This is a genomic window from Streptomyces alboniger, assembly GCF_008704395.1.
GTDB lineage: Bacteria > Actinomycetota > Actinomycetes > Streptomycetales > Streptomycetaceae > Streptomyces > Streptomyces alboniger.
In genome coordinates this window covers 7,730,114-7,754,267 of sequence record NZ_CP023695.1, presented here as the reverse complement: position 1 = coordinate 7,754,267, position 24,154 = coordinate 7,730,114, and the positions used below count along the sequence as shown (strand labels likewise).

Sequence of the window (24,154 nt, the reverse complement as noted above, 5' to 3'; positions counted from 1 at the left end):
GGCCTGGCTACGCGACCGGGGCGGTCCAGGCTCGGGGGATCTCAGCGCCAGTCGTCGATCACGTATGCGTCGGGGTGGCTGTAGCCGGGTTCGTTGGGCCTGTGCATGGTCACGCCCTGCAACCAGGTGCGGAACCCGCGGTCGATCATTCGTCGGTAGGCGTCCGGGCGGCCCAGGTTCATCCCTGCGTCAAGTTGGTGCAGTCCGCGCTCGGCGGCCAGCTGCTCGCACGCGTCAAGCAGTCGTTCGAACCGGTTGGCGGCCTCCGGGCCAGGGCGTACGGCTCCGAACTTGACGAAGCACACGTCCTCGCCCGCCTCCGACCCGGCTCCGCAATGGCAGACGGCCAGGCCGTCGAGTTCGGAGCCGGCGCCCTGGAGCAGAATGGTGTCGCCGAGCCCCTGCGCGTGCGTGGCCACGATCTCGCGTTCCAGACTCAGGCCCTCGTACACGGCCCCGGTCAGTGCGCGACAAAGGCTCAGGGCTTGGGGCTGCTCGGCGGCGGGCAGTTGGCCGTACAGCACTCGGCCGGGGACCGCGGCACTGCCGGCCACCTGCTTCTTCATGATGGCCGTGAGGAATCGGGGCCAGAAACCGTAACGGCGGTAGAGCTCAAGGTGCTTGGGGCTCTGTGCGAAGGTGAACAGGCCCAGATGGCGGTTCTCCCAGGTGGAGAAGCAGTCCATGACCGGCTCCATGAGGCGCCTGCCGACGCCCTGGTCCCACAGATCGGGACGCACGGTCAGCGGACCGAAGTACCCGACGCTGCCCCAGTTGGCGGCGAAGTTCGTCGCGACGACTTCGCCGTCGACCGTCGCCGCGAAGGCCGCCTGTGGATCGGCCGCCCAGCGAGTGCGGACGTAGTCGGCGGTCCCAAAGAACGTCTCCGGCTCGGGAGCCCCGAAGAACGTCCCGAAGGCGACCCTGAAGATCTCGTCGGCCCGGTCCAGGTCCGCCTCGCCGAGCGGGCGGACCGACACAGGGCCCGTGCCACTCTTGCGGTCCCCTGCCGGTGGCATCATCGCTCTCTCCTTCCCGACTCCCCCTCCTCCCCTCTTCCCCTCTTCCCCTCTTCCATCGCACCACGTACGTGCGCCGCAGGCGAGGCGACTGGTCCCGATACGGCTGTCACCAGGTCGAATACCGGGCCGACTACCGGTCGGAATACCGGTCAGTCCCACGGTCCTACCTCTGGGGACTACCGCGTCATACGGTCGATCAGGCCGGCGAGTTCTGTCACGTACGGCGGCTCGAACAAGGTCAGGTGGTCTCCTTCCAGGACGTGGTGGGTCAGCCGGGCCGGGGCACAGAAAGCGGACCAGGAGCGGAGCGCGGCGCGCCGGAAGTCCGCCTCTTGTTTGTCGGCCTGGACGAGTGCGACCGGGCCGGCGTACCGCGACGGGCGGTAGGCCCGGGCGGCCCGCAGATGGGCGCGGTTGGTGCGCCGTCGGAGGTCCAGCCTGAGCAGCTCGGCGGCGCTCATCTCCGCCTCCGCCGCTATGGGACCTGGCTCCTCCCCCTCGTCGTCCTCGTCGAACTCCGGGAGCTGTGCGCAGAGGTAGCTCTCGACGAGGAAGAGCATCTCCGCGCGCTCACCCCGCAGTTCGAGCAGCCGGGCCATTTCGAAGGCCACAAGCCCGCCCATGGACCAGCCCAGCAGCAGATACGGGCCGGTCGGCGCCACCGTGCGTACGGCCGCCAGATAGCGGGCGGCTAGCGCCTCGACGCTCCGGTCCTCGTGGTCGGCGCCGTCCGCCGATGTCTGGAGGGCGTACAGCGGGCCGCGCAGCTCGGGGCAGGCGGCGAGATGGCGGAAGCCGATGGCCTCGCCGCCTGCCGGGTGGACGCAGAACAGAGGGGTGGTGTCCTCGCTTCCGGGCCTCAGTAGCACGACGTCGTCCGGGAGCGTGTGCCGGTCGGCGTTACGCGCCTTGAGCAGCCGGGCCAGGTGCTTCGGCGTGGCCGCCCTCGCGGGCCGCCCCACCTCATGATCCGGACCCGGTACCGGCACCGTCTCCGGTTCCGAGAAGAGCACGGGGACCGGTAGCTCGGCGTGGAACTCCCCGTTGAGCCGTGCGATCAGCCGTACGGCCAGCAGGGAGTGGCCGCCGAGTGTGAAGAAGTCGTCGTCCGCGCCGACGGGGGCGACGCCGAGCAGCTCCTCGAAGACCCTGGCCACGGCGGCCTCCACCCGGTCGGCCGGTGGTGTGCCGACCCCGCCCGCCGAAGCGACCGGGGAGCCGGTGCTGTCGGCCTGGACGAGGGTTCGCACCGCGGCCTGGTCCACCTTGCCGTTCGATGTGAGGGGTATCGCATCGGACCTGGCGTACGTTCTCGGCACCAGTGGGGCCGGCAGCCGCTCGGCCAGGTGGGCGTGCAGGGCCCGCGTCGTCGTGGTGTGGACGTCGTCGGTGACGACACAGGCGGCCAGATGGTCGCCGTACTCCTCGTCCGTGACCAGGACGACGGCGGCGTCCCGCACGCCAGGGCTCCGCAGCAGCGCGGCGCGGATCTCCTCGGGCTCCGCCCGCACTCCGTTGACCTTGATCTGGTCGTCCGCCCGCCCCAGGTACCGGATCAGGCCGTCCGGGCCGACGCAGGCGAGGTCGCCCGAGCGGTACAGACGGCGGCCGGGTTCCGGTGGGAAGGGGTGGGGTACGAACCGTTCGGCGGTGGTGGCAGGGGCGCCCAGATATCCGCGGGCGAGGCTGGTGCCGCCGATGTAGATCTCACCCGGCACGCCCACCGGCACGGGGGTGAGGTGCTCGTCCAGGACGAGCACCTCGGCGTGGTCCATGGGCCGGCCGATGGGGACGGGGCCGGGGCCGTCGTGCGCGCCCACCTCGTGCACGCACACGCCGACGGCGGTCTCGGTCGGCCCGTACTCGTTGAAGATCCTCGTCCCCGGTGCGTGTGTCGTCCAGGTGGCGACCGCGCTCCTGTCTAGGGCCTCACCGCCGAGGACGAGGGAGCCGGTGGTGCCCGCGAGGTCGCTGGGTTCCACGGACTGGTTGACGACCTTCAGGTGCGACGGGGTCAGCTTGAGCAGGTCCAGGCCGGTCCGGTCGGTCAGGTCCGCGGAGAGGGCGAGGGCGTCCCGCCAGGCGGGGTCGAGGAGGACGGGACGACCTGTGATGAGCGGCAGGAACAGACTCGTCACGGTGAGGTCGAAGCCGATCGAGGAGTGCGCCATCGCTCCGCCCCGGCCCTCCGCGCCGTCGCCCTGGTGCTCGCCCTCTCCGCCGTCGCGAACGGCGCCCGTAGCGACGTACGTTCGAGCGCTCCACAGCAGGTAGTCGCACACGGCCCGGTGCGGCAGCATCACCCCCTTCGGTGTCCCGGAGGAGCCGGAGGTGAACATGATGTACGCGAGGTGGTCCGGGCCCGCCTCGCACGACGGTCCGGGTTCGGCTCCCGCGCCCGTACCGGCGGGTGGCGGGTCGCGCAGGTCGACGCACGTGACGCCCTCGGCCGCCACCACCTCGTCCGGGCGGTCGGTGAGCAGCATGCGGCATCCGGCCCGCTCCAGCAGTTCCCGGGTCCGCAGGGGCGGGAGCAGCGGATCGAGCGGCACATACGTCCCTCCGGCCTTGAGCACGGCCAGCAGGGCGACGACCAGCGCGGCCGAGGGGGCCGCCCGCACCGCCACGGGGGTTTCCACGCGGACGCCCCGGGCGCGCAGCACGCCGCTCCACCGGTCCGCCCGCGTGTCGAGTTCCCGGAAGGTCAGCCGGTCGGTTCCGGCCACGACGGCGAGGGCGTCCGGGGTCCGTCGGGCCTGCCGCTCGACGAGGCCGTGCAGACACCGGCCGTCCGCCGGCTCCGGGTGACGGGCCTGTGGCTGGGCGGCGCCGGCCGCGGGAGGCAGGCTCGCCTCGCGCACGGGGGTGGCGGGTGCGGCCAGCAGCTCGGCGAGGAGTACGGCGTACTGGTCGGCGAGCGTCCGGACATAGGCGTCGTCGAACTGCCGGCCGTCGTAGTGCCAGGTCGTACGGCCTTCCGTCGCGCCCAGGGAGCAGGTCAGGCGGAGGGCGTGGGGCTCGGTCTCGACGTCGTCCCAGGCCACGGCGAAGGCGACGCCGTCGGCGCTCCGTGGGGCCGGGGTGTCGACGCAGCGGAAGCCGATGTCGCGCTCCGTCTGCTCCGCGGCACCGGAGGGCGGGGTGTCCGGCTGGGCCTCCTCTGCGTCGGACAGGGCGCGTTCCGCGCGGGCGGCGAGGGCGTCGAGGACCAGTCCGGGGTCGATCCGCGCGGGGATCTCCGCCCACTGGGCGAAGTGGCCGAGGGCGGTGGCCGTCTCCTCGAACTCCCGGCCGCTGAGCAGCGTGTCGACGGTGATGTCGGGCTGTCCGCCGATTCTGGCCAGCAGCGCCTGCCAGCAGGCGAGCAGCACGGCCCCCGCCCGCACGCGCCGCCGCCGCGCGTAGTGGTGGACGGCCGTCGTGACGGCGTCCGGCAGGGGCGCGGTGGCGGTACGGCGCTCCGGCCGGCCGGGGCCGGGAGGCCGACGCAGCGGCAAGGACAGCCGTGAGGTGGGTCCGCCCGGTGCGTGGTGGGGTGGTTCCTCGCTGAATTCCTGGTGCTGCCACTCGGCGAACTGGCTGTACTGGAGCACCTCGTCGGTGGGCGGTGTGCCCGCGTACCGCTCGGCCAGCTCGTCGGCGAGCAGCCTCAGCGTGTGCCCGTCCGCGGCCAGGGCGGTCGTGGTGAGCAGCAGCGCGTGGCGGCGGGGGCCGAGGGCGAAGAGGGCGGCCCGCAGCACCGGGTCGTCCGGCCCGCCGTGCGGTTGCTTCCGCCGGGCGTGGGCCTCCTCGTCGATCCTGCGGCGGCGCGCCGTCTCGTCCAGGTGGCCCAGCTCGGCGTGGGACCAGCGTGGGCCCGGACGGTCCGCTTCGTGGACGACGAGCAGCGCGTCGCGGGCGCCCGGCACCCGCTGGTACACCGAGCGGAGAATCTCGTGGCGGGCCACCGTGTCGTGCAGCGCGGCCGTGAGCCGGTCCGTGTCCAGCTCGCCGTCGAGGGTGACGAGCACCTGCGCCCAGGACGGCACGCCGCGTTCCGCGAGCTCCCACAGCCGCCGCTGGCGGAACGACAGCCGGAACCCCTCCACGCGCCGTACCCGCTCCGCCTCCGCGGTCACTGGTACCTCACCATGTCGCCCATGGCGACGAGGAGTTCGCGCTCGCCGCGGAAGGGGTTGCGGGCATGGGCGGTGAGGATGTTGTCCAGCAGCAGCACGTCACCGCGTTCCCAGGGGAAGGAGACCTCCAGCTCCCGGTAGGCCCGCAGGATGTCGCGCATCGCCTCGTCGGGTATCTCGGTGCCGTCGCCGAACCGGCAGCTGCGCGGGAGTTCCTCCGGGGCCATGGTGGACAGCAGCGACTCCCGTACCTCCGCGGAGAGGCAGGCGGTGTGCCAGTGCTGTGCCTGGTTGAACCAGGACCACTCGCCGGTGCGTGGATGGCGCAGCACGGCGGGCCGTACGGCGGTGGTGCGCAACCGGTCGCCGTGCCACTCGTAGCGCAGTCCCTGTCGGGCGCAGCGGGCCTCGGCCTCGGCCCGGTCCACGGTCCGGAAGACGTCCCGCCAGTCGAGGCCGAGTCCGGTGCCGTAGTTGCGGACGTACATGACACCCTTGGCGGTGAACTCCTCGCGCAGCGCCGGGTCCAGCCTGCGGTGGACGGCGCGGCTGTCGACCAGGGGTGTCTCGCCGCCGGAGTCGGCCGGGCGGGTGCAGCAGAACCAGATGCGGGCCGGGCCCTCGTCGTTGAAGGAGTTCTCGTTGTGCCAGAGCAGCTTCTCCTCGGGCGGGAAGAACACCGGTGTGTAGACGTTGCCGCCGAGTGCGGCGCGCGGGTGCTCGCCGTTCTCGCCGAAGAGGTCGTCGACGAACACGGAGGCGAAGCGTTCCAGGGTGCCCGGGTCGGTGACGGCGAAGCCCCGGAAAAGCAGGGCGCCGTGCCGTTCCAGATCGGTGTCGAGCCGGGTGCGGTGGGAGCGGGCCCAGGTCACCAGGTCGACGTCCGGGCGGGCCGGGAGCAGCACGAGCGGCAGGTCGGCGCCGTCCCGCAGCGGTTCCCGTACGACCACCTCGTCCGCGTCCACGGTGACCTTGGTGGGCTTGATTGCGCGCAGGGCGCCGGGGCCGCGACGCCCGGCCCTGCCCGGCGCGGGACGGGCTGTGGGCGCCGTGGTGGGCAGGGGTGCTTCGGCGATCGAGGTGTCCGGCCGGGCGGCCATGTCCGCGACCAGGGCGACGTACTGCTCGCGCAGTTCCTCCATGGTCGACGCGTCGAAGAGGTCGGGGTCGTAGTTGAGGAACCCGGCGATCCCGTCGTCGTCCTCCTCCAGGACGAGGGTGACGTCGAAGCGGCTGGTGTCGATGAGGTCGACCGCGAAGGGGCTCAGCCGCAGGCCGGCCATGGCGTCGGTGGCCCGCCGGTTGTTGTTGAGCACCAGTTTGATCTGGAAGAGCGGGCTCTGGTTGCGGGTGCGGGGCGGGCTGAGGGCCTTGACGACCTCCTCGAACGGCAGGTCCTGGTGCGCGTAGGCGTCCAGCGCCACGTCCTTGGTGCGGCCCAGGAGTTCGCGCCAGGTGGGGGCGCCGGCGAGGTCGGCGCGCAGCACGATCTGGTTGACGAAGAAGCCGATCAGCGGCTCGGTCCTGCTGTCGGAGCGGCCGGCGACGTCCGAGCCCACCACGAGATCGGTCTCCCCGGTCCGCCGGTTCACCACCGCGTACAGGGCGGCGAGCAGCGCCATGAACAGGGTGCTGTCCTCCTCCCGGCACAGCGCGCGCATCCCGTCCGTGGCCGGGGCCGGGATGCGGAAGCGCAGGCTCTCGCCCCGGTTCTCGGGGTGCGCCGGGCGCGGCCGGTCCAGGGGCAGCCCCGGCAGGTCGAGGATGCCCCTCAAACGTGCCGTCCAGTGATCCACCAGTCGGTCGAAGTGGCCGGCCTCGGCGAGCCTGCGCTGCCAGACCGCGTAGTCCGCGTACTGCACGGGCAGTTCGGGCAGGCGGGGTGCTCGGTGCTCGCGGCCCGCGGTGTACAGCTCGGCGAGTTCGTCCAGCAGGACGGCGGCGGACCAGCCGTCCACCGTCACATGATGGGCGGTCAGCAGCAGCACGTGGTCGGCCGTGTCCAGTCGGAGCAGCCGGGCCCGCAGTACGGGCCCGGTGGCCAGGTCGAAGGGCTCGGCGTACTGCTCCCTGGCCAGCCGTCGCGCCTCCTGTTCCCGCTGCTCCGGCGGGTAGGAGGTCAGGTCGGTGAGCGGGAGCGCGGGCGGCGCGGCGGGCAGTACGGTCTGGAACGGCTGCCCGTCACGAGCGGTGAGCACGGTCCTGAGCACCTCGTGCCGCCGTACGATCTCCGCCAACGACCGGCGCAGCAGGGCGACGTCGAGTTCGCCCGTGAGGCGGACGAGGACGGGGAAGTTGTACTGGGCGGTGTCCGGGTCCATCTGGTGGAGGAACCAGAGGCGTTCCTGGGCGAAGGAGGCCGGTACGGCCCCGTCCCGTTCGGCGGGGGCCAGCGCGGGCAGCACGGGCCGGTTCTTCTCGGTGACCAGGCCGTCGACGAGGGCGGCCAGTGCGCCGAGTGTCGAGGCGTCGAACGGTCCGCGGATCGGCACCTCCACCTCGAACTCCTCCCGCAGCCGGAACACGAGCCGGAAGGTGAGCAGGGAGTGTCCGCCGAGGTCGAAGAAGTCGTCCTCGGCGCGGATGCCGTCGCGGCCGAGCAGTTCGCTCCAGATGGCGGCAATCCGCCGTTGCGTGGGGGTGAGTTCGGCCTCCGGCCGCTCCCCGTGGCCCCCGGTGTCGTCCTCGGTAATCAGGAGCAGGTCCGTGAGCGCGGCGCGGTCGACCTTGCCGTTGGCGTTGAGCGGGATCCGGCGCAGCACGACGTAGCGGGCGGGGAGCAGGGGGCCGGGCAGGCGTTCGGCGAGGCGGCACTCGATCCCGGGCAGCGCGGCGAGAGCCGCGGGGCGCCACAGCGGCGCGGTGGCGAGCCGGTGCGGCTCCGTGGAGGTGACGACCGGCGGCAGTGCCGTCGGCGGTGTTCCCCGGCGGTGCAGCAGCAGGTCGTAGGAGCCGTCGGGCCGTCCCTCGGCCCAGCTCGGTTCGGCTTCGTACCCGTGGCTCGCGGCCAGGCGGCACAGCTCCTCCGGGTCGGCGCCCGGCCGTACCGTGTCCGGCGCCGCGCCGGAGAGCCGGGCCAGCAGCCGCAGGTCCCCCGTCAGCCGGGCGTTGGGGATGCCGCGCAGGATGAGCCGGTCGGGGCGTCCGGCGCCGAGCAGCGCGTCCAGGCCGTCGGTGTCCAGGCCCTCCGCCTGCCAGTCCCGCCCCGGCGCTGACCCGGCCGGCCCGGCCTCGGGGTCTTCGTCCGCCGTGCGCTCGCCGGTGACGGTGAGCACGACGTCGTAGCGGTACCGCGTCAGTTCGTTGTCGGCCGTTCCCCGCTTCGGCAGGACCTTGACCGAGCCGATCCGCGGCCACCGTGCGCTCAGTGCGCCGAAGAGGCGGGGGTCCAGGCAGAGTTCGTTCTCGTTCTCCACGCGCCAGGTGGTCTCGGCACGCAGGACGGCGTCGGCGGTGCCCGGCTTCGCGCGGTGGGCGGCGACGGAGGCGTGGAAGGCGTCCAGGAGGGCGAGGTTGCGCAGGTCGCCGAGGAACACCCGGCCGCCGAGGGGCAGCGCGTCGATCGCCCGCTCCAGGACCGCCAACAGGTAGTCCACGGACGGGAAGTACTGGACCACGGAATTCAGGATCACGGTGTCGTACGTCTCGCCCGGGCGGATCGCGAGATGGGCGGGGTCGGCCCGCAGCCCGATCCGCTCGGGTGCGACGGTGGTGCCGATCTCCCGCCGCAGCCGTTCGACGACCTGCTCGGACAGGTCCACGACCTGGTAGAAGTCGCAGTCGGGGGCGACCCGGGTGAGGATCAGGCCGGTGCCGCAGCCGATCTCCAGGGCCCGCTTCGGCCGCAACGCGCGTATCCGGTCGACCGTGGCGTCGAGCCACTCGCGCATCGCGTCGGCGTCGATCGGCCCGCCGGTGTAGCTGCTGTTCCAGCCGGCCAGGTCGAACGACGGGTCGGCGGGGCGCTCCGCGCTGTCGTACGTGTTGTCGTACAGCGTCTGCCATCGGCTCACCCAGTCCGCCTCGGCCGCCGCGTCCGCCGGTGCGCCGACGCCGGTGTCGGGGCTGACGAAGGCGACCAGCTGCCGGGACTCGGAGGTGGGGCCGTGCACGATCACGGCGGCCTCCCGGACCGCCGGGTCCCGGGTCAGCTCGGCGGCCACTTCCCTCGGTTCGACCCGGTGACCGCGTATCTTCACCTGGTCGTCGAGGCGGCCCAGGTATTCGAGGTCTCCGGCGGCCGTCCGGCGCACCCGGTCACCGGTCCGGTACAGGCGTCCGCCCGGCTCGGCGCCGAAGGGGTCGGGGACGAAGCGCTCCGCCGTCAGGCCGGGGCGGTTCCAGTAGCCGTGGCAGACGCCCGCCCCGCCGACGTACAGCTCTCCGGGCGCTCCCGGTGGCACCGGGTTCATCGCCTCGTCGAGCACGTACAGCCGCGCGTGGTGCACGGGCCTGCCGATCGGCACGCGGCCGAAGCCGCCGACCGGGTGCGCGCTGTCGTACGCGGCGCAGGCCACGGCGGTCTCCGTCGGGCCGTACTCGTTGACGATCCGGGGCGCTCCGGTGCCCGTGCGCCAGGCCGCGAGCTGCTCCTCGTGCAGCTCCTCACCGCCGACGACCAGGGTGCGGGTCCACGCTCCGGCACGGGCGGGCGCCGTGGAGCCCTCGAGCATCCGCAGGTGCGAAGGAGTGAGCTTGACGAAGGCGAGGCCGGTGTCCGCCTCGGCCGAGGCGCGCAGGGCCTCGCCGGGTGTGCCGGAGTCGTCGGCGAGCAGCAGGCGCCGGCCGGCCAGCAGGGGGGCGAAGAGGCTCGTCACGGTCAGATCGAAGGAGAGCGAGGAGTGCACGGGGACGGCGCCGTCCACCTCGGGCGGCAGGTACGTCTCCACCGCCCACAGCAGGTAGTTGGCGACCTGGCGGTGGGAGAGCATGGCGCCCTTGGGCCCGCCGGTCGAGCCGGAGGTGTACATCAGGTACATCAGGTCGTCGGGCCCGCCGTCACCTTCCGGCGGGGCCCCGGTCGCCTCCTCGGCCACCTTGTCCGGGTTCACCACGACGGTCGGGATGTCCGGGACGGCAAGGACCGCCGGGTCCCGCGGTCGTGCGTCGGTGACCAGCAGGACGGCCCCGCTGTCGTGCAGCATGTGATCGCGCCGGGCCTTCGGATAGGCCGGGTCGAGCGCCACGTACGCGGCGCCGCTCTTCAGCACGGCGAGCAGCACGACCAGCGCCTCGGGCGTGCGGGGCAGCAGCACCGCGACCACACGGCCGGGACCGGCGCCGAGGCCGCGCAGCCGGTGGGCGAGGCCGTTGGCACGGTGGTCGAGGTCTCGGAAGGTCAGGTCGGTGCGGCCCGGCGCCGACACGGCCACCGCGTCGGGGGTGGTGCGTGCCCGCTCGGCGATGAGCCGGTCCACGCGCGTGTCCTGGGGGCGGTCGGCGGCCACGCCATGGCCCTCGCGCAGGATCTGCTCGCGCTCCGAGGCCGTCAGCAGCGGCAGCTCGCCGATCCGTGTGTCAGGGGTGGCGGCCACGGCGTCGAGCAGGACACCCAGCGATCGGGCGAGCCGTTCGCCGGTCGCCGTGTCGAACAGGTCCGTGGCGTGGATGAGCCGGCCCTCCAGTCCGGTGTCGGTCTCCCAGACGTTCAGGTCGAGGTCGAAGCGGGCGGCGTCGTGGTCCAGGTGGTCCAGTGGGATGAGACCGATCCCGCCCGGCAGGGTGCGAACCGGACGCGGTGGCGTGTTGTGCAGGGTGAAGTTGACCTGGTAGATCGGGTTCCTGCCGGGGCTGCGCTCCGGGTGCAGCCGCCGGGCGACCAGGTCGAGGGGCACGTCCTGGTTCTCGTACGCCTCCAGGCACGTCGTACGGACCTCGGCGAGGAAGTCCTCGAAGGACGCCTCCGGTGCGACCCGTGAGCGCAGCGGGACCGAGTTGGCGAAGAAGCCGACCAGATCGTGGAAGCCGCGGTAGCGCCGGTTGGCGACGGGGGTGCCGACCACCACGTCGTCGTGGCCGCCGTAGCGGGCGAGCACGATCTGGAACGCCGCGAGCAGCACCATGAACAGGGTGCCGCCGGTGCGCGCGGAGATCTTGCGCAACTCTTCGGTCACCGGTGCGGGAACGGTGAACACCGTGGACTCGGCGCGCCCCTCGGGGTGCTCGGGCCGGGGGCGGTCGGCCGGCAGTGGCATCGGGTCCGGGGCTCCGGCCAGTCGACGTTCCCAGTAGTCCAACTGGGCGGCGGCCTCGGCGCCTTCGGCCCACTCGTGCTGCCAGTGGGCGTACTCGGCGTACTCCACCGTGTGGGCGGGCAGTTCGGGCGCCTGCCCGTCCAGGCGCGCCCCGTACGCGGTGCCCAGGTGGCTCAGGAAGACGTCCACTGACCAGCCGTCGATGACCGCGTGGTGGAAGGTGAGCACCAGCACCGCGTCGTCGGTGGCGAGGCGGAGCAGCCGGAACCGCAGCAGCGGCCCCTCGGCCAGGTCGAACCGCTCCTCGGCGTCCGCCCGCGCGAGTTGCTCGGCCTCCGACCGCCGGTCGTGCACGGGAAGCGCGGACAGGTCGACGACGGGCAGCGCGCGATGCCGGTGCGGCAGGACCCGCTGCACGGTACGGCCGTCCCGGACCGGAAGGACCGTGCGCAGGACGGCGTGGTGGCGCAGCAGGTCGTTGAGGGCGGCTTCGAGGGCGGTGTCGTCCAGCGGTCCGGTGAGGCGGTGCACGACGGGGCTGTGGTAGGCCGGGCTGTCCGGATCCAGCCCGGACAGGAACGCCATCCGGCGCTGGGTGAAGGACGCGGGGGCCTCCCCGTCGTCGTCCAGGGCGGGCAGTCCGGTCGGGGCGCCCCGCTCCCACAGGCGCTGGCGCAGCAGGGCCCGCTGCCCGGCGGGGAGGCGTTCGATCCTGCCCCGCAGGTCCGCGTCGATCGCGTCGGCCGTCTCGGTGGTGCGCGTCATGCGGATCCCCCCGCTCGTTCCTCGGCGCGCCGGGACTCGGCGAGCCGCTCCAATTCGGCCACCAGGCCGTCGAGTTGTTCCGAGCCGTCATCCGCTCGCGCGGACACCGCTGCGGCCGCCGCCTCGTCGGCGGCCCGCTCGACCTCGACGGCGAGGCCGGCCAGGGTCGGCACGTCGAACAGGGTGCGCAACGGCAGGGTCACCCCGAGTCGTGCGCGGACCGAGGTGCGCACCACCGAGGCCAGCAGCGAGTGACCGCCGATGAGGAAGAAGCTGTCGTGCACCCCGAAGGACCGCACGCGCAGAGCATCCGCCCAGATCTCCCACAGGGCACGCTCCGTCGCCGTCCTAGGCGGCACGGTGTCGGTGCCCGGCGGGTTGCCCGCGCCCTCGGCGATGCCGGGCAGCGCCCGTCCGTCGATCTTCCCGCTGGGTGTCGTGGGCAGTTCGTCGAGCATGACGACATGGCCGGGCACCATGTGCGACGGCAGCCGGTCGCGCAGCCCGCCCAGCAGCTCCGGCGGGGACGGTCGGCGCCCCGGCCCGGGGACGACGTAGGCGACGAGCCGCCGGTCCCCTGCGACGTCGACCGCCCGTACGACGCATTCGCGCACGTCGTCGCGGTCCAGCAGCGCCGCCTCGACCTCTCCCGGCTCGATGCGGTAGCCACGGATCTTCACCTGCTGGTCGGCCCGGCCGAGGAAGTCCAACGCACCGTCCGGCAGCCTTCGCACCAGGTCTCCGGTGCGGTACATCAGCGCCCCTGGCCGGGAGGCGAACGGATCCGGCAGGAAGCGCTCGGCAGTGCGGCCCGGGCGGCCCAGGTAACCCCGGGCGACCCCAATACCACCGACGTACAACTCGCCGGTCACCCCGATCGGCACGGGGCCCAGCTCCTGGTCCAGCACGTGCAGCGTGGTGTTGGTGAGCGCGGAGCCGATGGGCACGCTCGGGGCGTCCTCGGGCAGCCGGTCCACCAGGTGGGTCGTGGAGAACGTCGCGTTCTCGCTCGGGCCGTACCCGTTGTGCAGGCGCTCGGGCGGCGCGCCGCCGTGCAGCACCGCGCGGGTGCGGCGGGGGTCCATCACCTCTCCGACGACGAACAGGTGGCGCAGCCCGCCGAAGGCCCTCGGATCGATGTCGGCCACCCGGTTGAAGAGAGTGCCGGTGAGGGCGACGATCGTCGGCCGCAGTTCGCGCAGTGCGGTGAGCACCTCGTCGGGTCCGAGGGGTTCGTCGCCGGGGAGCACGTCCACTCGGGCGCCGTTGCACAGCGCACCCCACACCTCGAAGGCGGTGATGTCGAAGGCCGGGTCACCCAGGTGCAGGAGTACGTCGCCGGGGCCGATGGACACGTAGTCGGTCGCGGTGATCAGCCGCACGACGGCCCGATGGGGTATCCCGACAGCCTTGGGCCGCCCGGTCGACCCGGAGGTGTGCACCACCGCGGCCAGGCCGAGGGGGTGGGAACGGGACCGCGGAGGCGGGCCGACGGGGCAGGGCCTGACGTGTTCCGGTTCCCGGCCTTGGGCCACAGGCCTGTCGTGTTCCGCGTCGGTGAGCCGCAGTACCGGTACGCCCAGGCCGTGCAGCCAGGCGGGGGGTTCGGCGCGGCTGAGGACGGCCGAGATGTCGGCGTCGTCGGCCATGGACCGCAGTCGTTCCTCGGGGTGGCCGGGGTCGAGGACGAGGGGGGCGCCGCCGGCCAGGAGCACGCCGAGCATGCCTGTGACCAGGCCGGCGGAGCGTCGCATGTGCAGGGCGACGACGGAGTCCGGGGTGACGCCGCCCGCGATCAGGTTCCGTGCGACACGGTCGGCCCGCCCCCGCAGCTGCGCGTACGTCCAGGATCCGGTGCGGTCGGTGAGGGCGAGAGCTTGCGGGGCGCGTTCCGCGCAGGCGAGGAACAGGCCGTCCACCGTGGCCGGTTCGGGCAGGGGACGGTCGGTGGCGTTCCAGGCGTCGAGCCGGACCCGGTCCTCGGGCGACAGCAGTGGAATCTCCGCGATCCGCCGGTCGGGGGTCTCGGCGAGGGCGGTGAGCAGGGCGCGGAAGGCGCTCGCCACGCGGTCGGCCGACTCCGGCACCCACAGGTCGGACGCGAGGCGCAGCTCGGCCCCGAGACCGCCCCGCCCGTCGCCATCGTCACCGTCATCAGTCACCGTGCACCGGAGGTCGTAGGGGACGGTCGCGTCGTCCAGGGTGAGCTGGGACGTGGTGAGCCCCGCCGCGGTGAAGCCCGTACGCCGCTCCCCCGTCACGGCGAAGACCGCCTGACAGAGCGGGTGGCGGCTCACGTCCCGCTCCTGCTCGCAGAGTTGAACGAGCTGCCCGAAGGCGACGCCGGCGTGCCGCTCCGCCTCGTCCCGGGTGTGTGCGACGCGACGCACCGCTTCCCGTAAGGAGGGACGGCCCGTCAGATCGACCCGCAACGGAAGCAGATCCTCGTAAGGCCCGAATGCCGTCCGCGCGGACGTGGGCGGACGGCGGTCCAGGGGCGTGCCGAACACCACGTCGTGCCGACCCGTCCAGCGCGCCAGCAGCACGGCGAAGGCGGCCGCCGACACCGTCCACGCCGATACGCCTTCCTCGCGGGCGAGCTGTCGCAGGGCCTCGGCACATCGGGTGTCGAGGAGCAGCCCTCGGCCCGTCGCACGGCCGGTCGGTGTCCTCGGCCGGGTCCGGTCGAGCGGCAGGTCGAGCGGGGGAAGATCCGCCAACTTCCGTTTCCAGTACGCCACCTCCTCGTCCCGGGTTTCCCGCTCCCAGTCCGGGGCCGGCCGGTCCAGGCTCGGCCGGTCCGCGTGCGGGAGCGGGAGCGGGAGCAGGTCCTGCACCGGGCTCCCGCCCAATGCCGCGTAGGAGCAGGCCAATTCATGCTCCAGCACAGTGAGGGAGGCCCGGTCGGCGATGATGCGGTGCGCGGTGAGCAGCAGCACGTGCCGCTCCTCGCCGGTGCGCACCAGGGTGGCGCGCAGCGCGGGCCCGCGGTCGAGGGCGAAGGGCCCGGCGCTCTCCTCGGCCAGTACGCGGCGCAGTTCCGCCTCGGGCTCGGATACGCCCCGGGCGTCCGTCCCCGACGCGGATCCTCCCGTGAGGTCCAGTCGCCGCAGCGGCACCTCGGCCGTCGCACGGACGGTGCGGAGTGGCCCGTCCCCGCGGTCGTCGAAGGTACTGCGGAGCAGCTCGTGGCGGGAGACGGGGTCCCGCAGGGCGGACGCCAGTCGTCCGGCGTCCAGCGGGCCCTCGATGAGAGTGGCGGCGGACACGTGGTGGACCGGGGCGGCGACGGCGATCCGGTCCAGGTACCACAGTCTTTTCCGGCTGTGGGAGAGCGGCAGCCGGGGCGCCCCCGCCGAGCGGGGCGTCGGTCGTTTTTCCAGGTCGTCGTGCACGATGGCCTTCCCTGGTTCGCGGTACGGCGGGCGCGGTGGCGGACCGGTAGTCGGCCCGCCCGGTCGGCGCCCTCCCCACCGGTGTGTCCTATCCGTTCCGTCCGTCCTGTCCGCCAGTCGTGTATTGGCGGCTGTCATCGTCGGGCTTCGGCGTCATCCCCGTGACTCTCCTCTCGTGGTAGCGGCGCGTCAGCGGGCTGTGTGGGCGGGAGCGGTAAGGCGGTCTGCTCCGGCCGGCGCTGTCGAATGGGAGTGAAGGCGGCGGCCACCACCACGGCCAGGAAGACCACCGCCACCGCGGTCAGCGGCCCGCCTGTCCCGAGCCGGCCGACCAGGGCGGTGAGCAGAGCCGCGCCGAGGGGCGCGAGGCTGCCGTGGATCGTCCAGAACGCGGAGGTGACCCGGCCGAGCAGATGGTCCGGCGTGACCTGCTGCCGCAGGGACATCGAGCAGACGCCCGCCAGTGCCATGCCGAAGGAGTAGAGACAGATCGTCAGGGCCGCCACAGGCACCTGCCCGGTGACGCCCAGCACCAGCACCGACACCGAGCACAGGCTCATCGCGCCGAGCCAGCAGGGGCCGAACCCCCAGGAGCGGCGCAGCCATGCGGTCGCGGCGGCGGCCACGCAGGTGCCGAGCCCGGCCAGCGCGAGGACGTAGCCCACCGTGCGCTCGTCCTGCCCGAGGCCGTGCCGCAGGTGGTAGATGAAGACGTCGGTCATGCCCAGGCTGAGGAAGGTGGTGACGGTCAGCAGCATGGTGAGGGCCCTCAGCACCGGCGTGCGCCACAGGAACGCGGCGCCGACCAGGAACCCGGAGCGCAGGTCCTGGGCCCAGGCCGCGGTGTTCTCCGCCTCGTCGCCCGGCGAGCGCACGCTGGGCCTGAGCCTGATGAAGGCCAAGCCCACGAGAGAGATCCCGAAGCTGCCCGCGTTGATGGCGACCGCGGCCGTGGGCCCGAACAATCCGGCCACCACACCGGCCAGCGCCGGGCCCGCGATGTAGGCGATCGCGTTGGTCGCCTCCAGCCGGCCGTTCGCCGCGACGATCTGCTCCTTGTCGACGAGGTTCGGCACAGCGGTGACATAAGTGATCCGGAACAACGTCTCGAAGACCGACGCCAGCGCCATGACCACGTACAGCAGCCAGATCTGCGGGTTCAGGGCCCAGCAGACCGGGATCGCGCCGTACAGGACCAGCCGGGCGGCGTCGCACAGCATCAGCAGCCGCCGCCGGTCGAAGCGGTCGGCCCAGGAGCCGCCCACCAGACCGGTGAGCAGCGCGGTGGCGCCCGCGACGGCCGTGAGCAGCCCCATCTGTGCCGCCGACCCGGTGGTGTGCAGCACCAGCAGCGGAAGCGCCACCAGCGAGAACGCGTTGCCGACCTCGGACAGCGCCTGGACCGCCCAGAAGACGGAGAAGTCCCGGTTGGACCGGAGCGAACGCGCGAACATACGAGGGTCTTCCGTCCTGGGGCTAGCGGTGGGGGGTGTACGGCTCCGCCATGGCGACCGCGATCCGGCGGGGCCCCGTGAACGGCTCGCGGCCGTGCGAGACCAGCATGTTGTCGATCACCAGGACGTCGTCCGCACGGTAGTCGAAGCGGGTCGCCGCGGCTCGGTAGCAGGCCCGGAGATGGTCCATGACGGCGTCCGGGATCGGTCCGCCGTCGCCGTAGTAGGTCTGGCTGGGGAGGTTCTCCTCGCCCAGCATCTCCAGCAGCCCGATCCGCACCGACGCCGGCAGCGTGGTGGCGTGGAAGATCGTCGCGTGGTTGAACCACACCGGCTCGCCGGTCACCGGATGCCGGTGCACGGCCTCCCGTGCCGCCCGGGTGCGGAGCCCGCCGCCGGGCAGCCACTGCGCCTCGATGCCCCGCTCCCGGCAGTACCGCTCGACCTCCGCGCGATCCTCGGTGGCGAACGCCTCCTGCCACGGCAGGCCGACCAGGTCGCCGTAGTTGCGTACGACCGTCCAGCCGCGCCGGGCGAACTCCTGGCGCACCTCGTCGTCGATGGCGGCCAGCACCCGCCTGGTGTCGGCCAGCGGGGTGGCGCCCCGGCTCAGCGGCGGGCGCACACAGTGGAAGTAGAGGGTCAGCGGCCAACTCGCCTGGTACGAGTTCTCGTTGTGCAGGAAGATCTCTTCGCCGGGCGGATAGTCGGTGGACGTGTAGACGTTTCCCTTGATCACGCTCCGGGGGGAGGAACGCTCGGTGTACGGCAGCGGCTCGCCGGAGAGCATGCGGACGATGTCCGCGAAGCCGTCGGCGCCTTGGACGTCAAAGCCGCGCAGCAGCAGCGCACCGCGTTCGCGCAGCGCGGTCCGGAGTTCGTCCCGTCGGGCGGGCAGCCGTTCCACGGCCGACTCGCCGTGCCCCTCGACGACCAGCGGGAGCATCGGGCTGGTCTCGTCCGTCATCGCGGTGCTTCCGACAGCAGCGGCAGCAGCCGCCGGGAGCCGACCGTTGCGGGCTCTTCCCGGGCGGGTTCCTCGATCTCGCCGTCCGCTCCGGTCAGCACCAGGCTCATCACCCGGCCGTTCTCCGCGAAGAGGAAACGCTGTTCGGTGAGGGTGTCCAGGCGTTGCCGCAGGTCGTCCGGCCCCTCCGGCCAGTCCCGGGCCAGTTGCTCGGGCTTGGCCGGAGAGGACAGCCGCCGCAGCAGCCGGCCCGTCACCGCGTCGACCGGGTGCGTCCGCAGAGCCCCGGAACGGGAGTCGCGGACCGTGAGCCGGCCGTCGTCATCGGCGACCAGCCGCAGCTCGCGGCGGGCCGCTCCGTCCTCCCCGTACCAGGCCGCACGCCACTGGGTGACCAGCCCGCTCAACTCGTCGTGCCACTCGACCGCGTCGAGCATGTACGGCGCCAGGTTCTGGTCGGCGAAGAAGTACGCGAGATCGGCCAGCGCCGACTCGTCGAAGGGATACGTGAGGGAGTAGTAGTCCACGGGCTTCAGGGCGAGCCCGTACTCGTCGCTCCGCTTGAAGTAGGGGCTGAAGCGGTCGAAGCGCACCATGTACACGCCGTGCGGCGGCACCAGGTGGACGAAGTCGCGCAGCTCCTCGGTGTACTTGCGGTAGACCGCCGGGTCCTCGCCGGGGAAGCCGATCAGCAGGTTCCACTCGGGCTTGATCCCGAACTCCTCGCAGTTCTTGAGGAACTGCAGGTTCTGGAACGCGGTGGTGCCCTTGCCCATCAGTTTGAGCGTCGAGGAGGCCAGCGCCTCGATGCCGGGCTGGACGACGGTGACGCCCGCGTCCGTCATGGCGCGCAGGTCCTGGCGGCTCAGCGGGAGCTTCACCTCGTAGAAGATCTCGGCCCCCGGCGGCGGATCGAGCCGGGGAAAGACCTCACGCGAGTAATTGCGTGGCATGACATTGTCCGTGCAAAAGAGCGACGTGTAGGCGGGCGCGAAGCCGAAGAGCCATTCGAACTGCCGGACTGCCAGGTCCGGAGCCATGGCCCGAAACGCCATGCTCTCGCCGTTCAGCCCGCAGAAGGTGCAGTGCGAACGCTGTCCCCACCAGCAGCCGCGGGACGTCTCGAAGAACAGCATGGGTTTGCTGGTACCCGTACGCCGCAGTTCCGGATGACCGTCCAGTGCCTCGAAGAAACTGTCGTAGTCGGGCAGGAAGAAGTCGTCGATGTCGCGTTCCGCCCCGATGGCCTTGCGGAAGCGCGGATCTCGGCAGTTCCGCTCGGAAAGGATTCCCGGAACGGTATCGGCACGCTCCAGATCCTCGTCGAGGACACACTGCACGAATTCACCGAAGGTGTTCAGCGCGGGCCCGGAGAAGACGAAGTCGACGGTCGGCACATGCTCGGCGATCACCGAACCCATGGGTGCCTCGCAGTTCGCCCCGCCGAGCACGACGAGCGTCTGCGGGCTGCGCTCCTTGATCAGCCGCGCCAGGGCGATACTCGGAACATGCTGGGCGAACATCGAGCTGAACCCCACGATGTCTGCCTCGTCAAGCCGGTAGCGGTCGATCAGTTCCTCGCAGAACTCCCGCAGTCCGTCACGCGCCGACAGGATCTGCGCACGGAAGTCGGCCCACCTGGCACCCCGGTAGTAGCGCTGAAAGTACTCGGCGGCGGTGTCGGCCTCACCGGGAAAGGCGATGTGCCGGAACAGCCACTCCCCGATCCCTGTGTCCACGTGATCGTGACTCATGGAGAGGGCCTCGTACAGACGTATCCCGAAGAACTCGGCCATGTCCTGGTTGAGATAGCACACGTGCGCTCGCGCCCGGTCGTCGAACTCCCGGTGAATAAGGGTCGACAACTGCCCCAGGGCGAATGACGGACGATTCCAGTCGGCGAATGGCATGTTCACTAAAGCGACACGCAACAACTGCGGCCTCCCCCGTTGATAATTCGGTCCGAGTCTAGTGCGCCATGGCTTGAATCGGCAGAGAGGTTCAGGCCAACGGGGATTCCGACGGACGCGGGCGGGCCCGGATGGGCTCGGGTTCTTTTCCTGCTGCCGCACAGATGCGTTCTCAGTGGTCCGACGTGTGTTCGCCGAAGATCCCGCGGGCGTGGCGGCCGGTGCTCACGCGGGACGACGCGGTCGGGGCGAGCGAATGATCCGGCCACCAACCGCAAGGTCAACTGCCCGTACCTGCCCAGCCGCCCGATCAGGACCTGGGACGGGTACGTGTTTGTTTCGAACGGTGAGACGGGGTCAGACGGAGGGCATGAGTGAATCGACGAAAAACGGAACCAGCCCTGTAGGTGACAAGACCACGACGGCCAAGACCGCAGGAGGCACGGCCCGTTCCGCGTCCAAGACTGCTTCCGGAGCCACCGCCAAGACCGGCTCCGCAGCCCGTGGCGTCAAGTCATCGGTCGCCGAGGCGGGGGAAGGCGCGACGTCTGTGGGCGCGGCGCTCAGTGAAAAGGCGAAGGCGGGAGGCGAGCTGCTTTCCGCCGTGCCGGGGAAGACGCTGCAAGCGGCGACGACGACATGGACGGTGCTCAAGAACCGCAAGGCGATCGCGGTGGGCGTCGGCAGTGGTGCCGTCGCCATGCTGGCCGGTGCCTACGCGCTGGGAGGCGCCAACGTGAGGCGCGGCCAGGGCCCCCTCACCCGTGCCACGCGCGGAGTCCTCTGAACGGTCATGACTGAGCCCCCTGGTACCCCGCCTTCCGGCGGCGCCAGGGGGCTCCTTGGTGCCTTGCTGGATCCCGGAGCGGGCCCCGGAGGTCAGTGCCTGAGCGAGCTCAGGTCCTGCGCGTACGTGCCGACCGCGTTCGCGATGGCATCGATGTTCAGGTCGAACGCCTTACGGTTGATGTTGGTGATGTCGTCGCCCTTGGCGTGGTAGTTCGGGTCGTAGGGTCGGCCTGCCTCGCCGCCCGCCTTCGCGGCCTGCTCCGCGGTCTTGAGGCCCTCGGCGCCGGTGAAGGTGCCACCGGCCGGGATACCGGCATCGATGAACGGGCCGTAGTCGGAGCGGCCGTCGAAGTCGGTGCCCCAGTGCGGCACCTTCTTCTTGTCCAGGAAGCCGTTGATCAGCTTCTCGATCTGGGCCGAACCGGCGGGGCCCGCCCCTGCGCCCGTCTTGTCTGAGTCGTCGCCGTCGTAGACGAATTCGGCCGCGTTGGGCGAGGCGATCATGTCGAAGTTCAGGTAGAGCTTGATGTTCTTCTTCTGCTGTGCGCTCAGGGACTTCACGTAGTGGTCCGAGCCGAGCAGGCCCACCTCCTCGGCCGACCACCAGCCGAACCGGACCTTGTGGGCGAGCTTCTTGCCGCCCTTGGTTTCCTTGGCGAGCTTCTCGGCGACTTCGATGAGACCGGCCGAGCCGGAGCCGTTGTCGTTGATGCCCGGGCCCTCGGGTACGGAGTCCAGGTGGGCGCCGAGCGCGACCACGCGGTCGGCGCGGCCGCCGCGGGTCTCCGCGATGACGTTGCGGGTCTTGTGCGAGTCGGTCTTGGTGGCGACGTCCAGGGAGAGTCTCACCTCTCCCCCGGCGACCTGCCCGGCGAGCTTCTCGCCCTCGGCCTTGGTGATGCCGACGGCAGGGATGTGCGCGTTCCGGGGGTGCTCCAGGTCGCCCTCGACGGGCTGGTCGCCGGAGTGGTTGTAGACCACGATGCCCACGGCGCCCGCCTTGGTCGCGGCGGCCTCCTTCTCGGCGAAGGTGCAGGCACCGCGCTTCACCAGCGCGATCTTCCCGGTGAAGGTGTCCGAGGTGTAGTCGTCGGCCTCGCAGCCGGGGGTGGTGTCGACGCGGGCCGCGGCGACGGGGGCCTGGAGGCCGCCTTGGGGCGTGGACTTGCTGAAGGCGAACGCCCGGGCGTTCAGCTTGCGCGGCTCAGGGGAAAGGACACTGGCGCTCTCCCGCAGCGTCCGCGACTTGTACAGGGTGAAGTTCTGGTACGTGACCTTGTAGCCGGCCTTCTTCAGCCGGTCGTACACGTACCTGGTGGAGGCCTGGTGGCCCGGGGTGCCCGCGGCGCGGTTGCCGCCGTGGGCGTCGGCTATCTGCTGGAGCTTCTCCAGGTGGCGGTAGGCGCTCTTGCCGGTGGACTTCTTCACCAGTTTCGCGGCCAGCCGCTGGGCCTTGTCGGCCGGTGCGGTCCGGTGCCCGTCGGGCCGGGCGGCGTCCTGCGCGCCCGCGGGGGACGCCGCGGCGAACAGGACGGGGGCGGCGACGACGGCGGAGAGCAGAGAGGCCGTCGTCCGGTTGCGGAGTACGCGCACGGAGGTCCTTCCTTGCGTGGTCGGTGCGTGGCGCCGGTGATCACCGGCGAGCAGTGGAGGGACCATAACCCGATTAATTCGCAGATCAGACGGATCTGCCGGGACCTCGACAGCGTTTTCACGTAGCTGTCATGGAACGCGGTGCTCAACCGCCCGGTTGACCGCGGAGGTCACCGCCGTCAACCGGGCCAGTTCCGCGTCCTCGGTAACGGCGGCGCCGTGCTGGGCCGTGCCGTCGACGGTGACCCGCGCGTACGCGGCGAAGCGGGTGCCGACGGTGTCGGGCAGCGGGTGGCAGGTCAGTTCCGGTCGCCGCACGGTGATGCCGATGTCCGCCAGGGCCGCGGCGAAGGCGGTGGCCGCGTCCGGTCCGTCGGCGGCCAGGCGCCGCTCCGCGCCGTCCGCGAGGACGACCAGGGCGGCGAGGGTGACACCGGCGGCGCCGGGCGTCGTCCGGAACTCCTTGAGCATGAGCCGCGGCCGGTCGAACTCCAGGTACTCCTCGGTGAAGAGGGCGTGCAGTTCGTGCGAGGTGAGTTCGCCGCCGCCGTGGTCCGCGGCACGCTGGACACGGCGGCCGAACTCCACCCGCATCGTGCGCGGCAGGTCCAGCCCGTACGCGGTGTTGAGCACATGCGCCACCCCGCCCCTGCCGGACTGGCTGTTGACCCGCACGACGGACTCGTACGTCCGGCCCACGTCCCTCGGATCGATGGGCAGGTACGGGACGTCCCAGGGCACCGCGGCGGCGGGCGTGTCCGCTTCGGCGGCTCGGCGTCCCATCGCGGCCAGGCCCTTGGCTATGGCGTCCTGGTGCGTGCCGGAGAAGGCCGTGTGGACGAGGTCGCCGGCGTACGGGTGACGGGGCGGCACCGGTAGCTGGTTGGCGAACTCGACCGTGCGGCGGATCCCGTCGATGTCCGAGAAGTCCAGCTGGGGGTCGACTCCCTGGCTGAAGAGGTTCAGCGCCAGTGTCGCGAGACAGACGTTGCCCGTGCGTTCCCCGTTGCCGAAGAGCGTGCCCTCGATCCGCTCGGCGCCCGCCATGACGGCCAGTTCCGCGGAGGCGACCGCGGTGCCGCGGTCGTTGTGCGGATGGACGGAGAGGATGACCGACCGCCGGTTGTGCAGGTTGCGGTGCATCCACTCGACCTGGTCGGCGAACACGTGGGGGGAGTCGGTCTCCACCGTGGTCGGCAGATTGAGGGTGACCGGGCGGTCCGGACTCGCGTCCCACAGCGCGGCGACGGTGTTCGACAGGCGCAGGACGAACTCCGGCTCCGTCACGTTGAACGTCTCCGGTGAGTACTGGAAACGCAGCCGGGTTCCCTTGGTGGCGTCCGTGCGCCGGGCGACGTGCTCCGCTGCCCGGACCGCCATCTCCTCGACCTCGCCGGGGGTCATCGCGAAGACCACCTCGCGCCACAGGCAGGCGGTGGCGTGGCACAGATGCACCACCGCCCGGTCCACCCCGTCGATGGCCTCGAAGGTCCGGTCGATCAGTTCGGGCCTGGCCGGTGCGAAGACGGATATCGTCACGTCGTCCGGGATGAGGTCCTCCTCGATCAGCGTGCGGACGAACGAGAAGTCCGCTTCGCTGGCCGAGGGGTATCCGACCTCGATGTCCTTGAAGCCCATGCGGACGAGCAGGTCGAACATCGCTCTCTTCCGTCTTGTGTCCATCGGGTCGCGCAGCGCCTGGTTGCCGTCCCTGAGGTCCACCGACGCCCACAGCGGGGCCCTGACCAAGGACTTCGAGGGCCAGGTGCGGTCCGTCAGCGGAAGCGGACGCGGACGCCGTGTGCCGGACCGCTCGTAGCGGGCGAAGGGCATGGCCGAGCCCAGCTGGGTGTTCCACCACGGCTGATCCGCTCCGCGCGGTCCCGCGGGCGTGGTGATCCGGGGTGGGACGGGCAGGGGCGACGGGGTTGCGGTCATGTCATGTCT

The 24,154-nt window shown here is 71.8% G+C and carries 10 protein-coding genes; 1 reads left to right on the top strand and 9 read right to left on the bottom strand.

Annotated features, from left to right (window positions below):
- Nucleotides 1-41: 41 nt before the first annotated feature.
- From CP975_RS33845 to CP975_RS33815, 7 genes are all read right to left on the bottom strand, one after another.
- Nucleotides 42-1,022, bottom strand: coding sequence for a GNAT family N-acetyltransferase (locus CP975_RS33845; RefSeq protein WP_199783053.1), 981 nt, complete (start codon nucleotides 1,020-1,022; stop codon nucleotides 42-44).
- A gap of 176 nt (nucleotides 1,023-1,198) precedes the next feature.
- Nucleotides 1,199-5,140, bottom strand: coding sequence for a non-ribosomal peptide synthetase (locus CP975_RS33840; RefSeq protein ID WP_055531990.1), 3,942 nt, complete (start codon nucleotides 5,138-5,140; stop codon nucleotides 1,199-1,201).
- Nucleotides 5,137-12,099 (bottom strand): non-ribosomal peptide synthetase, encoded by a 6,963-nt coding sequence (locus tag CP975_RS33835; RefSeq protein ID WP_055531988.1) that lies wholly within the window; start codon nucleotides 12,097-12,099, stop codon nucleotides 5,137-5,139. The genes CP975_RS33840 and CP975_RS33835 overlap by 4 nt, the downstream gene beginning before the upstream one ends.
- Complete coding sequence (locus CP975_RS33830; RefSeq protein ID WP_055531986.1) at nucleotides 12,096-15,494, bottom strand: non-ribosomal peptide synthetase; 3,399 nt, start codon at nucleotides 15,492-15,494, stop codon at nucleotides 12,096-12,098. Before CP975_RS33830 ends, CP975_RS33835 begins: the two co-directional genes overlap by 4 nt.
- 134 nt (nucleotides 15,495-15,628) lie before the next feature.
- Nucleotides 15,629-16,948: an MFS transporter gene (locus tag CP975_RS33825; RefSeq protein WP_070321238.1), complete on the bottom strand. Its 1,320-nt coding sequence runs from the start codon at nucleotides 16,946-16,948 to the stop codon at nucleotides 15,629-15,631.
- 22 nt (nucleotides 16,949-16,970) lie between these two features.
- Nucleotides 16,971-17,915 carry a TauD/TfdA family dioxygenase gene (locus tag CP975_RS33820; protein ID WP_055531983.1) on the bottom strand — a complete coding sequence of 315 codons (945 nt, stop codon included), beginning with the start codon at nucleotides 17,913-17,915 and terminating at the stop codon, nucleotides 16,971-16,973.
- Complete coding sequence (locus CP975_RS33815) at nucleotides 17,912-19,831, bottom strand: RiPP maturation radical SAM C-methyltransferase (RefSeq protein ID WP_281292899.1); 1,920 nt, start codon at nucleotides 19,829-19,831, stop codon at nucleotides 17,912-17,914. Before CP975_RS33815 ends, CP975_RS33820 begins: the two co-directional genes overlap by 4 nt.
- Nucleotides 19,832-20,195: 364 nt before the next feature.
- Here CP975_RS33815 and CP975_RS33810 point away from each other — a divergent pair, with 364 nt between their 5' ends.
- A complete protein-coding gene (locus CP975_RS33810; RefSeq protein ID WP_150477699.1) occupies nucleotides 20,196-20,612 on the top strand; it encodes a hypothetical protein in 417 nt (138 codons plus the stop codon).
- Between the two features lie 92 nt (nucleotides 20,613-20,704).
- Here CP975_RS33810 and CP975_RS33805 read toward each other — a convergent pair whose 3' ends face one another.
- A complete protein-coding gene (locus CP975_RS33805; protein WP_150477698.1) occupies nucleotides 20,705-22,207 on the bottom strand; it encodes a M28 family metallopeptidase in 1,503 nt (500 codons plus the stop codon).
- Between the two features lie 129 nt (nucleotides 22,208-22,336).
- A complete protein-coding gene (locus tag CP975_RS33800) occupies nucleotides 22,337-24,145 on the bottom strand; it encodes a 2-isopropylmalate synthase (RefSeq protein ID WP_150477697.1) in 1,809 nt (602 codons plus the stop codon).
- Between the last annotated feature and the right edge of the window lie 9 nt (nucleotides 24,146-24,154).

Coding starts and splice junctions, on each gene's coding strand:
- CP975_RS33845 (WP_199783053.1), bottom strand. CDS start 1,022: ATGATGCCACCGGCAGGGGACCGCAAGAGTGGCACGGGCCCTGTGTCG.
- CP975_RS33835 (WP_055531988.1), bottom strand. CDS start 12,099: ATGACGCGCACCACCGAGACGGCCGACGCGATCGACGCGGACCTGCGG.
- CP975_RS33825 (WP_070321238.1), bottom strand. CDS start 16,948: ATGTTCGCGCGTTCGCTCCGGTCCAACCGGGACTTCTCCGTCTTCTGG.
- CP975_RS33820 (WP_055531983.1), bottom strand. CDS start 17,915: ATGACGGACGAGACCAGCCCGATGCTCCCGCTGGTCGTCGAGGGGCAC.
- CP975_RS33810 (WP_150477699.1), top strand. CDS start 20,196: ATGAGTGAATCGACGAAAAACGGAACCAGCCCTGTAGGTGACAAGACC.
- CP975_RS33800 (WP_150477697.1), bottom strand. CDS start 24,145: ATGACCGCAACCCCGTCGCCCCTGCCCGTCCCACCCCGGATCACCACG.